The organism is Shewanella sp. 10N.286.54.B9 (genome assembly GCF_041468565.1).
Taxonomy (GTDB): Bacteria; Pseudomonadota; Gammaproteobacteria; order Enterobacterales; family Shewanellaceae; genus Shewanella.
In genome coordinates, this window is the sequence record NZ_JBFRIY010000036.1 from 18,334 (window position 1) to 31,059 (window position 12,726).

14 protein-coding genes are annotated in these 12,726 nt (G+C 43.9%); 9 read left to right on the forward strand and 5 right to left on the reverse strand.

All coding sequences use genetic code 11. The features are described from left to right. Positions 1–16: 16 nt before the first annotated feature. From AB4135_RS12420 to AB4135_RS12440, 5 genes are all read left to right on the forward strand, one after another. Entirely contained in the window at positions 17–2,068 is a 2,052-nt protein-coding gene (locus AB4135_RS12420; RefSeq protein WP_371993264.1) for a type IV pilus secretin PilQ, read from the forward strand. 215 nt (positions 2,069–2,283) lie between these two features. Further along, positions 2,284–2,799, forward strand: coding sequence for a shikimate kinase AroK (gene aroK / locus AB4135_RS12425; RefSeq protein WP_044555803.1), 516 nt, complete (start codon positions 2,284–2,286; stop codon positions 2,797–2,799). Between the two features lie 3 nt (positions 2,800–2,802). Next, positions 2,803–3,882, forward strand: coding sequence for a 3-dehydroquinate synthase (gene aroB, locus AB4135_RS12430; protein ID WP_371993266.1), 1,080 nt, complete (start codon positions 2,803–2,805; stop codon positions 3,880–3,882). Positions 3,883–4,030: 148 nt separating this feature from the next. Next, complete coding sequence (locus tag AB4135_RS12435) at positions 4,031–5,449, forward strand: AAA family ATPase (RefSeq protein ID WP_371993268.1); 1,419 nt, start codon at positions 4,031–4,033, stop codon at positions 5,447–5,449. Between the two features lie 52 nt (positions 5,450–5,501). Beyond that, entirely contained in the window at positions 5,502–6,341 is an 840-nt protein-coding gene (locus AB4135_RS12440) for a Dam family site-specific DNA-(adenine-N6)-methyltransferase (protein ID WP_371993269.1), read from the forward strand. A 30-nt stretch (positions 6,342–6,371) separates the two neighbouring features. Here the strand turns inward: AB4135_RS12440 and AB4135_RS12445 are convergent, their stop codons facing one another. Together AB4135_RS12445 and AB4135_RS12450 are read right to left on the reverse strand one after the other, a co-directional pair. Then, on the reverse strand, positions 6,372–6,557 hold the full coding sequence (locus tag AB4135_RS12445) for a DUF2970 domain-containing protein (RefSeq protein WP_371993271.1): 186 nt from the start codon (positions 6,555–6,557) through the stop codon (positions 6,372–6,374). A gap of 8 nt (positions 6,558–6,565) precedes the next feature. Further along, entirely contained in the window at positions 6,566–6,907 is a 342-nt protein-coding gene (locus AB4135_RS12450) for a hypothetical protein (protein ID WP_371993272.1), read from the reverse strand. A gap of 202 nt (positions 6,908–7,109) precedes the next feature. On the opposite strand from AB4135_RS12450, the gene rpe reads away from it, so the two are divergent. Genes rpe through trpS form a run of 3 tightly spaced genes read left to right on the forward strand, consistent with a single transcriptional unit; the run spans position 7,110 to position 9,502 of the window. Continuing rightward, the gene (gene rpe, locus AB4135_RS12455) at positions 7,110–7,784 is read left to right on the forward strand and encodes a ribulose-phosphate 3-epimerase (RefSeq protein WP_371993274.1); all 675 of its coding nucleotides are present in this window, start codon (positions 7,110–7,112) and stop codon (positions 7,782–7,784) included. A gap of 3 nt (positions 7,785–7,787) precedes the next feature. Beyond that, positions 7,788–8,462 carry a phosphoglycolate phosphatase gene (locus AB4135_RS12460; protein ID WP_371993276.1) on the forward strand — a complete coding sequence of 225 codons (675 nt, stop codon included), beginning with the start codon at positions 7,788–7,790 and terminating at the stop codon, positions 8,460–8,462. Between the two features lie 29 nt (positions 8,463–8,491). Continuing rightward, on the forward strand, positions 8,492–9,502 hold the full coding sequence (trpS, locus tag AB4135_RS12465; RefSeq protein ID WP_371993278.1) for a tryptophan--tRNA ligase: 1,011 nt from the start codon (positions 8,492–8,494) through the stop codon (positions 9,500–9,502). A gap of 55 nt (positions 9,503–9,557) precedes the next feature. Here the strand turns inward: trpS and AB4135_RS12470 are convergent, their stop codons facing one another. After that, entirely contained in the window at positions 9,558–10,427 is an 870-nt protein-coding gene (locus AB4135_RS12470; RefSeq protein ID WP_371993280.1) for a LysR substrate-binding domain-containing protein, read from the reverse strand. A gap of 165 nt (positions 10,428–10,592) precedes the next feature. Between AB4135_RS12470 and AB4135_RS12475 the strand changes: the two genes are divergently transcribed. Next, the gene (locus tag AB4135_RS12475; protein ID WP_371993282.1) at positions 10,593–11,474 is read left to right on the forward strand and encodes a DMT family transporter; all 882 of its coding nucleotides are present in this window, start codon (positions 10,593–10,595) and stop codon (positions 11,472–11,474) included. A 35-nt stretch (positions 11,475–11,509) separates the two neighbouring features. On the opposite strand, the gene dolP is transcribed toward AB4135_RS12475, so the two are convergent. Further along, positions 11,510–12,079: a division/outer membrane stress-associated lipid-binding lipoprotein gene (gene dolP / locus AB4135_RS12480; RefSeq protein WP_371993284.1), complete on the reverse strand. Its 570-nt coding sequence runs from the start codon at positions 12,077–12,079 to the stop codon at positions 11,510–11,512. Next, the gene (locus AB4135_RS12485) at positions 12,076–12,669 is read right to left on the reverse strand and encodes a phosphoheptose isomerase (RefSeq protein ID WP_020912196.1); all 594 of its coding nucleotides are present in this window, start codon (positions 12,667–12,669) and stop codon (positions 12,076–12,078) included. Before AB4135_RS12485 ends, dolP begins: the two co-directional genes overlap by 4 nt. Between the last annotated feature and the right edge of the window lie 57 nt (positions 12,670–12,726).

Here is a 12,726-nt window from a genome sequence, read left to right on the forward strand (position 1 = left end):
GATGACAGAGGGAATCATGAGATTGTCTATCACACACCGCGCCCGCGACATGGCCGCGTCTTTTATCAAGGTTACTTTTAGCCTTGCGCTCCTATTAGGGATGGCTCCGTTTGCTAATGCCACCAATAAGCTTATCGACGTTAAATATCATGCAGTAGTTGATCATCAGCTAGAGCTGCAGTTGGTATTTGAACAGCCAATTGAGGAACCTGAAATAGACTTGAATGCCGACCCAGCACAGATAATTTTGGGATTTGCCGATAGTATTTCAGGGCTAGAAAAACAAACATTGCCGATTGATACGGTCGATGTTGAAACTATTAGTACCGTGCAAAACGGTGCCAATCTTCAAGTGTTTGTTGGTTTAGAAGACGTTAAGGCCTATCAAGGCCGGATTGTTGGTAATACATATCGACTGACGATCAATGACGAAGTTATTAATAGTAATGCTGGTGGCAATAATCCATTTGTAAATGGCATTGAAAGCATTGATTTTAAGCGCACTGCTAATGGCGGTGGTCAGTTGTTAGTTAAGTTAGACAATAGCACCGTGGCTGCAAATGTAGAGCAGGTTGGCTCTAAGCTCGAGCTTAAATTGTATAACACGGATATTCGCTCTGATCTGCTTTACGTCATGGATGTACATGACTTTGCTACCCCAGTTAACAGCTTTGAAACGTTCAAAGAGGATCTTACCAGCCGTTTTCTTATTGATATTGAAGGTAGTTATGAATATGACTATCAACAAGATGGTCGTGTTTTTATCTTGAGCATGGAAAAGGCTGAACGTCTTGATATTGCCAAAGAAGAGAAAACCTATGATGGGCGTTCACTGTCACTGAATTTTCAAAATATGGCGGTTAGAACTGTGCTGCAGATCATTGCCGACTACAATAATTTCAATTTGGTGGTGAGTGATACCGTTGAAGGTGACATTACCTTAAGACTTGACGATGTACCTTGGGACCAAGCGCTTGACCTAATATTACAAACTAAAGGTTTAGATAAGCGTATCGAGGGCAATATCTTAATGATTGCTCCAAGTGAAGAGATTGCTATAAGAGAAAGCCAAGAGCTTAAAAATCGCCAGGAAGTGAAAGAGCTTGCACCGCTTTACTCTGAATATTTGCAGATTAATTATGCCAAAGCGGCCGATATTGCCATTCTCTTAAAGGGCGAGGACTCTAGCTTACTGTCAAGTCGCGGCAGTGTCGCAGTCGATGAGCGCACCAATACGCTATTAGTCAAAGATACTGAAGAGACTTTAGAGAGCATTTATCGCTTAATTGAAGTACTAGACATTCCGATTAAGCAGGTATTAATTGAAGCGCGTATGGTTACGGTTAAAGATGACGTAGCTGAAGATTTAGGTGTACGTTGGGGAGTGACAGACCAGCAAGGAACTAAAGGTACTTCAGGTAGCTTAGAGGGCGCTAATAGCATAGCTGCGGGTATACTTCCGAGCCTAAGCGATAGATTGAACGTCAACCTGCCAGCTGCGCCTGTTAATGCAACGAGTATCGCTTTTTCTGTTGCCAAGCTTGCTGATGGCACGGTGCTGGATCTTGAATTAAGTGCGCTTGAGCAAGAAAACAAAGGTGAGATTATTGCCAGCCCGCGTATTATGACTTCGAATCAGAAAGCGGCTTATATTGAGCAGGGTGTTGAGATCCCTTATGTCGAAGCCAGCTCAAGCGGTGCTACGACAGTAACATTTAAGAAAGCGGTATTATCACTGCGAGTGACGCCACAAATCACCCCAGATAACCGGGTCATTCTAGATTTAGAGATCACTCAAGATTCACAAGGTAAAGTGGTAGCTACGCCTACGGGAGAAGCCGTTTCTATTGATACTCAACGTATTGGCACTCAAGTGCTAGTGGATCATGGTGAAACCATCGTATTGGGTGGTATCTACCAACAGCAATTGATTAGTCGCGTCAGTAAAGTTCCGCTTTTAGGTGATATTCCCTACCTTGGATTTATGTTTAGAAGTACATCAGATAAGAATGAGCGACAAGAGCTGCTTATCTTTGTCACTCCTAAAATAGTTTCCGAAGCACTTTAATCGTAATAAATACCTAAAAGCCAGCGTTTAGCGTTGGCTTTTGGCAATGTGAAATAGATTTTTGATAGAAATGTGTTACTTCGCTTGCCATCAATAGTGGTTAGCTGAGATAATCAGCGGTCAAGTCTCAATAGAGCAAGGTAACATTTAAGGTCAACTCATCGTTTTCGAGTTGGCGTAGGCAAACTTCAAATAAGATTCAGACGTATATAGCAATGGCCGAAAAACGTAATATTTTCCTAGTAGGCCCTATGGGGGCTGGTAAAAGCACTATAGGCCGTCATCTGGCACAGATGCTGCACTTAGAGTTCCACGATTCAGATCAAGAAATTGAAAGCCGTACAGGCGCTGACATTGCGTGGGTTTTTGATGTCGAAGGCGAAGAAGGCTTCCGCGTTCGCGAAACACAAGTTGTTGCTGATTTAACCGAAAAGCAAGGTATCGTGTTAGCAACTGGTGGTGGTTCAATTCAGAGCAAAGAGATCCGTAATAATCTTTCTGCTCGTGGGATTGTTGTCTACCTAGAGACCACAATCGACAAGCAAGTAGCACGTACGCAAAGAGATAAGCGTCGTCCACTACTTCAAGTAGATGATCCAAGAGAAGTGCTAGAAAACCTAGCAGAGGTTCGCAACCCTCTTTACGAAGAAATCGCTGATGTTATCGTTAAAACCGATGAGCAAAGCGCTAAAGTAGTTGCCAACCAAATCATTGAGCAATTAGGTTTTTAAGATATGACTAAACAAGTTCTGGTTGAACTCGGTGAACGTAGTTACCCAATCGTAATTGGCCAGAAGTTGTTAAGTAATGGCGAGCCTTTGGCTCGCTATCTTAAAAATAAGAATATCCTCATTGTCACTAATGAAACGATAGCGCCACTGTATCTTGAAAAAGTACAAGCCATGCTGTCAGCTTTCAGCTGCGTGACGCCCGTGATTTTACCAGATGGTGAGCAATACAAAACGCTGAGCCAGATGGACTCTATTTTCACCTCTTTGCTACAACAAAATTTGGGCCGCGACACGGTACTGATTGCGTTGGGCGGTGGTGTTATTGGTGACATGACCGGCTTTGCCGCGGCAAGTTACCAACGCGGTATCGACTTTGTTCAATTCCCAACCACTTTACTTTCACAAGTTGACTCTTCCGTCGGTGGTAAAACTGCAGTCAATCACCCTTTGGGGAAAAATATGATCGGCGCTTTTTATCAGCCGAAATATGTACTGATTGATACTGATTGTTTAAACACTTTGCCTAAAAGAGAGTTCGCTGCTGGTATGGCAGAGGTGATCAAATACGGCATTATGTGGGATGCGGATTTTTTCAGCTGGTTAGAAGACAATGTTGAAGCATTGAAAGCGCTTGATACTCAAGCACTTGAATATGCTATTGGTCGTTGTTGTGAAATTAAAGCCGATGTCGTCGAAAAGGATGAAACAGAACAAGCAGTGAGAGCCTTGCTTAATCTGGGGCATACTTTTGGACATGCCATAGAGGCGGAAATGGGTTATGGCGTGTGGCTGCATGGCGAAGCTGTTTCTGCTGGCACAGTCCTTGCTGCAATTACCTCAAATAAGCTTGGGTTAGTTGAAGAGTCAATTGTTTGTCGTATCACAGCGTTACTTGCTGCATTCGATCTGCCAACTTCAGCACCCGCAACGATGAATTTTGAACAGTTCATTAAACATATGCGCCGCGATAAAAAAGTGCTTAAAGGACAGTTACGTTTAGTATTACCCGAAGGCTTAGGCCGAGCGGGGATCTATAGCAATGTTACTGACGAGCAACTTCAAGAGGTTATCGACTGCGCATAAACTATGCTGCAGGTATTCGGTGAAAGTTAACTTCATATTTTCAAATTCTTTAATGGTTAAAGACCCTATGTTTATTCAGCATAGGCAACTTTTGCTGCGTCATTACCAGCCATGCTCTGTGCATTCAAGTGTGGGAGTAATAGCTTAAATGTCGTTTACCGGTTCAACATTACTGCCTAGCCAAGAAGCACTTCTAAACCGCTTACAACATATTAGTTTATATGGTCAGCAACTCATCGTGTTAACGGGGGAAGAGGGCGCGGGTAAAACCACGCTTGTTACTGCGTTACTGACTGAGTTAGAAGAATTTAGCTCTGCCCTCGTTATTTGTCCTAAATATTGTGATAGTGCTGAAATTCGTCGAAAGATACTGGTGCAGTTGTTAGCCGATCCAGTATTTGATGATGAGCTACCTCTGCCGGAAACAATGCTAAGAGCTGCCGCAGCGCTACCATCGGCTAGTTGTATCGTTCTAGATGATGCGCATTATATACCGCTAGAGATCTGGGCTGAATGTATCGTATTAAGCCAAATGTCTTTTGCAGGTAAAACCGTCAATATAACGATGACTTGCCCGGTTGAGTTTCTTAATGATGTTTTGCAGCAACTTCCAGTGGACCAGAGGCAACTGTTGCTGCCGTTAGATATTGATCCCATCGATAGCGTTGAGAGAGAAGGGCTTTACTATACGTTATTGAACCGCAGTGAAGCACAGCCATTTACCCCTAGAGATATTGTTAGAAACAGGCTAGAGCTTCAACGTGGCACCCCAAAAGAAGTTGTTCTGCTACTTGAGCTTGCGTTAAATGGCGATGCCGAAGAGGCGCTACCTTCCTCCAAGTTCAAGCGCCCTCTGATGGTAGCAGCCATTACATTTGTTGTTCTTTTCCTTGTTTGGTTTTTTAGAGAGTCAGAGCAAGAGAGTGAACCTGTAACTGAAGTGGTGTTTGCTGGTGCCCCGGTGTTGACTTCGCCCTTTTTGGCGGACTATGGTGAGCAACTTTTAGCAGAACATTTTATAGTGCTAGAAAAAAATCGTCTGATAGAAGATAAAGTTGGGAGTGATAAAATTTTCGTCAGTGAGCTAGAAAGTGAGCAAGCTGACAAACTTCATCATTCTGATGTGCTCGCCGTCGAGCCTTTGGCTGACTCGGAAGAGGTTATGGCCGAGATAGTTGAACCTGCAGCAAGTCAAACTATTGAGACTTTCTCAATCAAAGAAATTGAAGCACCAACGCCATCGAACCAGCAAAAAGATATTACTGCTAGCATTAACGTGCAGCAAAAGCCTACTCATGGCTACACATTGCAGCTTGCCAGTGTTAAGCGTTTAGACTCTTTAGCGAGAACGTTAGACAAAATAGCGCAACAAGATGGGGTTAAGGTTGCCAGATATAGGAGTCGCTGGGTCGTGCTGTTGGGCGAGTTTGTTACGCTAAGCGAAGCAAGAGAACAATCGTTGAAATTAACGGCAAACGGCAATATTTCAGCACCGTGGATAAGAAAGTGGCAAGATCTTACTGAATATGAGTTACAAGATAGTGTTCCAACTCGTGAAATTAATTAATAAAGAGAGTACAATCATCAGCTCTCTTTTTCTTAGTATTCAATCAATTTAAATGATTAAAAAACAAAGGGCCTTCTTAAAGTGGGCTGGCGGAAAATTTAAACTGATTGAAGCTCTAAAAGAGCACCTGCCTCAAGGTGAAAGACTTGTAGAGCCATTCGTAGGTGCCGGTTCTGTATTCCTTAATACAGATTATGACCATTACCTATTGTGCGATATTAATCAAGATCTGATTAACCTGTATAAGATCGTGCAATCAGATCCAGAGAAATACATCAAAGCCGCTAAAGCACTGTTTGTCCCTGAGATGAATCAGAAAGAGGCTTACTATAAAATCCGCAGCAGTTTTAATGAGACTAAAGACCCATTTAAACGCTCAGTGTATTTTCTCTATATGAATCGTCATGGCTTTAACGGTTTATGCCGCTATAACCGTAAAGGTGGCTTTAATGTACCTTTTGGTTCCTATAAAAAACCCTACTTTCCGGAAAATGAGATCCGTGCATTTTCAGAAAAAGCACAACGCGCTGAGTTTCGTTGTATTGGATACGAACAAGCCATCGATATGACTAAAGTTGGTGATGTGGTTTATTGCGATCCGCCTTACGCACCATTATCATCAACGGCAAGCTTTACTACCTATGTCGGCGCAGGCTTTTCACTCGATGACCAGGCACTACTTGCAAGAAAGTCACGTCATACCGCTATTGAGCGTGGCATACCAGTGTTGATAAGTAACCACGATATCCCGCTGACTAGAGAGCTGTACCATGGTGCAACATTTGGTTCAATTCAGGTGCAGCGCAATATTAGTCAAAACGGCAGTGGCCGAAAGAAAGTTGATGAATTGATGGCGCTATATGATGATTCTTATCATAGCGAAAATGATTAACTTTGAGCCTTCTCGCCGAATAGTTAACGCTTAGGCGAGTACCTGATTAACAATAAAAATCAGTCCTAATACAAATACCACAGCGAGCAAAATGCCCATCACTATGTAGGGAACTGGAGAAGAAGTTTGAAAGTCTCTAAGTCGATTTTGCTCTGTTTGCACACCAATAAAGGCAGCGAGGGTACTTAACAGTACTTGCCACCATCGATATAGCATAAGAGTTGTTATTCGCCCTTCATCGGAGAGTTGTCGCTATTGATTGGTGAACTTTGATGGCCATATAACAGCTCAAAAAGATCGATGAAATGTAACTGATTGGTGTGGCTTTTTCCTGATAACCAACTCTTCCAGCTCAAATCATGTGACTGAGCAGCACATCGATTACTCGGGTGGCTCGCTGGTAGTCCTGGGTTATAACTGCTGGTGGCATTATCACATACGCAAGCAGCGCTAGAGGCCGTTTCAGTCGGTTGAGATGTTAAGCTAATCGTTCCTAAAGCTGCAGTCACGACAGCAAGAGTAGCAGCAGCTCTAAAAGTCGCTGTTTTCTCGAGTAATCCTTTCATGTCGTCCTCCTATTTTTCATGCAGTCGGAACATTATAGCAAACAAGGTTATATTTTAAACATTTTTTACATTTAAATTCATTTTAACTGTTGCAATGAAAAATTTTAGCCTACCAATTTGGCGAAATGGGTTGCTAGCTATAGAGAGCGTGGACAGCAGCAGGTAGAATAGTGCACTTCTTAAACATACTGGTGGTTTTAATATGCGTCCATTTTTGATTGCTCCCTCTATTTTGTCTGCAGATTTCGCTCGTCTAGGTGAAGACGTCGATGCGGTATTGAACGCGGGTGCCGATGTTGTCCATTTTGATGTAATGGATAACCACTATGTACCAAATTTGACCATAGGTCCTATGGTGTGCAAAGCATTGCGTGATTACGGTGTAACGGCAGATATTGACGTGCATTTAATGGTTAAACCTGTTGATCGCTTAATCCCTGATTTTGCCGAAGCTGGTGCCTCAATCATCACCTTCCATCCTGAAGCGAGCGAGCATCTAGACCGTAGTTTGCAACTCATTAAAGAGTCAGGTTGTAAAGCTGGCCTAGTGTTTAACCCTGGCACACCATTACATTATTTAGACCATGTGATGGATAAGCTGGATGTCATTTTGTTGATGTCAGTAAACCCAGGTTTTGGTGGGCAGTCGTTTATCCCGTCAACGTTAGACAAATTGCGTCAGGTACGTAAGTTGATTGACGACAGTGGTTTTGATATCCGCCTTGAAGTTGATGGTGGCGTTAAAGTGGATAATATCGCTGAAATTGCTGCTGCAGGCGCAGATATGTTTGTTGCTGGCTCTGCTATTTTCAATAAGCCAGACTACAAAGCAGTTATCGACGAAATGCGTGCTGAACTTGCTAGCGTTGAGGCATAGTTAATGACTGACTTTAGTCAAATTAAAGCGGTAGCATTTGACTTAGACGGAACGCTTATTGATAGCGTTCCTGATCTTGCTGCTGCGACCAATGCGACTTTGCAAGAGCTTGAGTTGCCGCTAAGCACCGAGTTGCAAGTTCGTAGCTGGGTCGGTAATGGCGCTGAAATGCTGATGCGCCGAGCGCTTAATTTTGCGCTTAATACTGAAGTTAGCGACGCGAAACTTGCTGCGTGTATGCCAAGGTTTATGCATTTTTATCAGCAGAACCTGCAGCAACATAGTCGCTTATACGACAACGTCGAACAAGTACTTAAAACGCTGCACTCAGCGGGTTACCAACTGGCTATCGTCACCAATAAGCCTTTCGAATTTACGGTGCCACTGCTTAAAGCGTTTAACCTAGACTGCTATTTTTCGATAGTACTAGGCGGTGATTCATTAGCTAAAATGAAGCCGGATCCGCTGCCGTTGACGCATATTATGCAGCAGTGGCAGCTTGAGCCTGAGCAGCTATTAATGGTTGGTGACTCAAAAAATGACATATTAGCGGCAAAAGCTGCAGCTATCGCCTCAATAGGCTTGACCTATGGCTACAACTACGGTGAAGATATTGGCCTAAGCGGTCCGAGCGCCGTATGTGAACAATTTAGTGAAATTTCCGCGTTACTCAAGTAAGCGCGACAAGCAATGGAGCAATAAATAAAATGACGACCCCTCTAACGAAACCTGTAGTCCTAAGTGGTGCTCAGCCATCAGGTGCACTTACCATCGGTAACTATATGGGCGCGTTACGTCAATGGGTTGCTATGCAAGATAGTCATGATTGCCTTTATTGCGTCGTTGACCTGCATGCAATCACCGTGAGACAAGATCCGGTTAAATTACGTGAAGCTTGTCTTGATACTCTAGCGCTATATTTAGCCTGTGGTGTCGACCCTAAAAAGAGCACGGTATTTATTCAGTCTCAAGTGCCGCAGCATACACAGTTAGGTTGGGCGTTGAACTGTTACACCCAGATGGGTGAGCTAAACCGCATGACGCAGTTTAAAGATAAATCACAAAAGCATGCCAACAACATTAACGTTGGCTTGTTTGGTTACCCAGTGCTAATGGCTGCTGATATTTTACTCTATCAAGCAAACGAGATCCCAGTAGGTCAAGATCAAAAGCAACACTTGGAGCTGACTCGTGATATCGCGACTCGCTTTAATAACGCTTATGGTGAAACCTTTGTGGTACCAGAGCCGTTTATCCCTGAGCATGGTGCTAAGGTGATGTCGTTGCAAGATCCGCTAAAGAAGATGTCTAAGTCTGACGATAACCGCAATAATGTTATCGAGCTGCTAGAAGATCCAAAAGCGATCATGAAGAAGATCAAAAAGGCGATGACAGATGGCCAAGAGCCACCAATGGTGCGTTTCGATGCCGCAGAAAAGCCAGGTGTATCGAATCTTCTGAGTCTAATGTCAGGCTGTACTGGTCAATCTATTGCAGCACTAGAAGCTGAGTTTGAAGGCAAGATGTATGGTCACTTAAAAGTGGCTACCGGTGAAGCGGTAGTGAACATGCTTGAGCCAATTCAGCAACGCTTTAAAGAGTACCGCGCTGATCAAACATTCTTGAATCAAGTGATGCAAGACGGGGCCGAGAAAGCCCAAGCTCGAGCTGAAGTCACTATTAAGCAAGTGTACGAAAAGATTGGTCTTATCGTGTAGCTTGATAAAAGCCTTAATAACTCAAGCCAGCATCACTGCTGGCTTTTTTATTGGCTTATGATTGATGACTGAGCCAGCCTACGAAGGCTTTGATAGCTGGCTCTTTCAAACGCCGCTGCTTACAACTGAAGTAGAATTCAAACCCGGTTAAAATATCCGGCAATGCTAGCTCCACTAATACACCTTTCTCTATATCCGTTTGCACCATAAAGTCAGATGCTAGTGCTATCCCTTGGCCCGCAATCGCCGCTTCAATTGCTAATAATACATGACTGAAGATATGCTGCTGTTGTTCTGGCGGTAATCGCTTATCGTTGGCGACAAACCAGCGATCCCAGTCGAGTCCTAGTGGCCCTTCATCAACGGTGAGCAGTGGCTGTGAATCGAGCTCATGTATTGGGTCATCGGAGGATAATAAACTCGGACTGATAACCGGCACCAAGCGCTCTTTATGTAACGACTGATGATAATAACCAGGCTGACCACTTTGGCCAGTGATGAACATGTCTGCCACGCCGTCACTAAGCTCTGGGTCATCAGTGATCATATCAAGGCGGATCTTTATTTCTGGATGCAGCCTTCTAAAGTCGCTCAGTCGAGGAATGAGCCATTTTATGGCAAAGGAGCTGTAGACCGCGAGCCGCAGTTGGTCGTTACTATCGCCGCTAATTTGCATGCTTAAATCGCTAAGCTCATTAAAAATCCGCTCCAGTGACTCATAAAGATGCTGGCCTTTGTTGGTGAGTCGCAACTGCCGTCCTTCACGTTTAAATAAACGTTCACCAAAGTGTTCTTCTAGCTGTCTGACTTGATGAGAAACCGCGCTTTGAGTAATACATAGTTCGTCAGCAGCTTTGGAAAAGTGACTCTGTCTTGCTGCAGCTTCAAAGACCTGAAGCGCACGCAATGGCGGAAGTTTTCTCATAATTGCCCTTATTAATACAAGTTTATCCACTTTCACATGAATTTAATGAGTGATCTTGCTCATGGTATTAATTTAATTCATGCATGGGTAAAAAACATCATTTCTAGTCAAGATTTGCGCGCTATATCATCCGCGTATATTGAGTTAAGTGGTTAGAAGCTAGTGATGAAGTCAAACGTAATGATTGGCATTGGGTTGTTGATATTTGGCAACCTATTTAGTGCGCTGTATGACGTATCAATTAAATGGATGCCTGAGGGCAGTAATGCTGCAACGTTCCTGCTCATCCGTCAGGTATTGTCTGTTTTGATGCTACTACCGTTATGGTTTGCCGTTCGATGCCCAACGTCTAACCACCTTAAGCTGCACTTATTTAGGGCTAACACCGGGGCTTTAGGAGCTGTGTGCTTGATTATGGGCTTGATGGCGCTACCGATGGCAACCGTGAGTTCGCTGTTCTTCTCGGCGCCACTAATCATTGTTTTGCTTGGCTGTGTACTGCTTAAGGAAAAAGTTACTCCATCACAATGGTTAGCCACTATTCTCGGTTTTATTGGGATCTTAATTTTGTTAAGGCCGAGCGAGATAAACTGGTTTGGTATCGCTGTGCTGATAGCGGCTTTGACTTTTGCCATTAACCAACTGGCATTGCGTAAGTTGCCAGGAACTGAGAGTCCGGCAGTGACACTTATGCTTTATAACGCTCTCAGTATTCCGCTGGTGGCCGTTATGGTTGCAGTGCAAGGGTTAGAGGGGCTGAGTTGGCAACTGGTGGCGATTGCCGCACTGAGTAATAGTTTTTTACTGGCATATCACTGGTTTTGTGTATTGGCCTATCGCCGTGCACAGGCTAGCCAAGTTGCCATTGCTGAGTACAGTGGCCTGTTATTTTGTGTCTTCTTCGGTTGGTTGTTGTTTGAGGAGTGGTTAGATGCATTAAGCTGGATTGGTGCGGCGTTTATTGTGCTGCCGTCACTTATCTTGCCGTGGTTAAGTTATAAGATGGCCAGCAACCCAAAAAAAATCATCGAGCAAAATGCACGATGATTTAGTGAATAGGTAGTGGAGTAAGGTGGTTTAGGTTAGGAGTCTGTGTACTCAAATACCTTAATCACCTTACGTACTCCTGCGGTATTGCGGGCAACGTCAACCGCTAGATCCGCTTGTTGCCGTGCAACTAAACCGATTAGGAATACTTCACCATTTTCGGTCACCACTTTAATGTTGGTGACGTCTAGTCCATCTTCACTCAACATGCGGCTTTTGACCTTGGTGGTTATCCAAGTGTCATTACTGCGAGTGGTGAAAGAGGTCGGGTTACCGATCCTAATCTGATTGTGGATCTTGCCACCAATTTTAAGCTGTTGCACCGTACGTACGGCTTTGTCTCTTAACATTGAGTTAGGGGCTTGGCCTATCATCAATACATTCGAGTTCATTACCACACCCGTCACATTCGCTTGGTTTTTCAAGTCATCATGTGACGAAAGTGCGCTGGAGATATTAAAATCAGCATTGGTATCATCAAGTTGTGTCTGAAAACTGCGTTCATCGTTGACCATCATCGCACCTCCGACTGCGCCGACCATTACGGCTCCTGCGCAGCCCTGAAGCATCAACAACATCGCAACTAATGAAAGCAGTTTTCTCATGCTTGTTCGTCCTGAGGGAACAGGGTGCGATCGATGTTGTCACATAGGCAGTGAATCGCTAATAAGTGTACTTCTTGAATACGAGCCGTCACATTAGAAGGTACACGGATTTCAACGTCATTAACGCTCAGTAAGCCGGCCATTGCGCCGCCGTCTTTACCGGTTAATGATACGATCGTCATATCGCGGCTCAGTGCAGCTTCCATAGCCTTGATGACGTTACCAGAGTTACCACTGGTTGAGATAGCGAGTAAAATATCACCAGGTTGACCTAATGCCATAATCTGTTTTGAGTAGATCTCATCGTAACTATAATCGTTAGCAATAGCGGTGATGGTAGAGGTGTCACAGCTCAATGCGATAGCAGGTAAAGGTGGACGCTCTATTTCATAGCGATTTAACAACTCAGCAGAGAAATGTTGTGCATCACCTGCACTACCACCATTACCACAAGCTAAAATCTTATTGCCACCTAATAGGCATTGCACCATCATTTCTGCTGCTTTAGCAATTGACTCTGGTAGTGCTTCTGAAGCATCAATCTTAGTTTGGATAGATTCTGTAAAGCTGTCTTTTATACGCTCTAACATGGGATTACCTTTTTATAGTCCTGCGTGTTTCTATCTACGCACAATGTAAAATGAATT

What these genes read in the sequence shown, in the direction of transcription:
- AB4135_RS12420 (WP_371993264.1), top strand. Translation starts at nt 17, where the DNA reads ATGAGATTGTCTATCACACACCGCGCCCGCGACATGGCCGCGTCTTTT.
- aroK (WP_044555803.1), top strand. Translation starts at nt 2,284, where the DNA reads ATGGCCGAAAAACGTAATATTTTCCTAGTAGGCCCTATGGGGGCTGGT.
- aroB (WP_371993266.1), top strand. Translation starts at nt 2,803, where the DNA reads ATGACTAAACAAGTTCTGGTTGAACTCGGTGAACGTAGTTACCCAATC.
- AB4135_RS12435 (WP_371993268.1), top strand. Translation starts at nt 4,031, where the DNA reads ATGTCGTTTACCGGTTCAACATTACTGCCTAGCCAAGAAGCACTTCTA.
- AB4135_RS12440 (WP_371993269.1), top strand. Translation starts at nt 5,502, where the DNA reads ATGATTAAAAAACAAAGGGCCTTCTTAAAGTGGGCTGGCGGAAAATTT.
- AB4135_RS12445 (WP_371993271.1), bottom strand. Translation starts at nt 6,557, where the DNA reads ATGCTATATCGATGGTGGCAAGTACTGTTAAGTACCCTCGCTGCCTTT.
- AB4135_RS12450 (WP_371993272.1), bottom strand. Translation starts at nt 6,907, where the DNA reads ATGAAAGGATTACTCGAGAAAACAGCGACTTTTAGAGCTGCTGCTACT.
- rpe (WP_371993274.1), top strand. Translation starts at nt 7,110, where the DNA reads ATGCGTCCATTTTTGATTGCTCCCTCTATTTTGTCTGCAGATTTCGCT.
- AB4135_RS12460 (WP_371993276.1), top strand. Translation starts at nt 7,788, where the DNA reads ATGACTGACTTTAGTCAAATTAAAGCGGTAGCATTTGACTTAGACGGA.
- trpS (WP_371993278.1), top strand. Translation starts at nt 8,492, where the DNA reads ATGACGACCCCTCTAACGAAACCTGTAGTCCTAAGTGGTGCTCAGCCA.
- AB4135_RS12470 (WP_371993280.1), bottom strand. Translation starts at nt 10,427, where the DNA reads ATGAGAAAACTTCCGCCATTGCGTGCGCTTCAGGTCTTTGAAGCTGCA.
- AB4135_RS12475 (WP_371993282.1), top strand. Translation starts at nt 10,593, where the DNA reads ATGAAGTCAAACGTAATGATTGGCATTGGGTTGTTGATATTTGGCAAC.
- dolP (WP_371993284.1), bottom strand. Translation starts at nt 12,079, where the DNA reads ATGAGAAAACTGCTTTCATTAGTTGCGATGTTGTTGATGCTTCAGGGC.
- AB4135_RS12485 (WP_020912196.1), bottom strand. Translation starts at nt 12,669, where the DNA reads ATGTTAGAGCGTATAAAAGACAGCTTTACAGAATCTATCCAAACTAAG.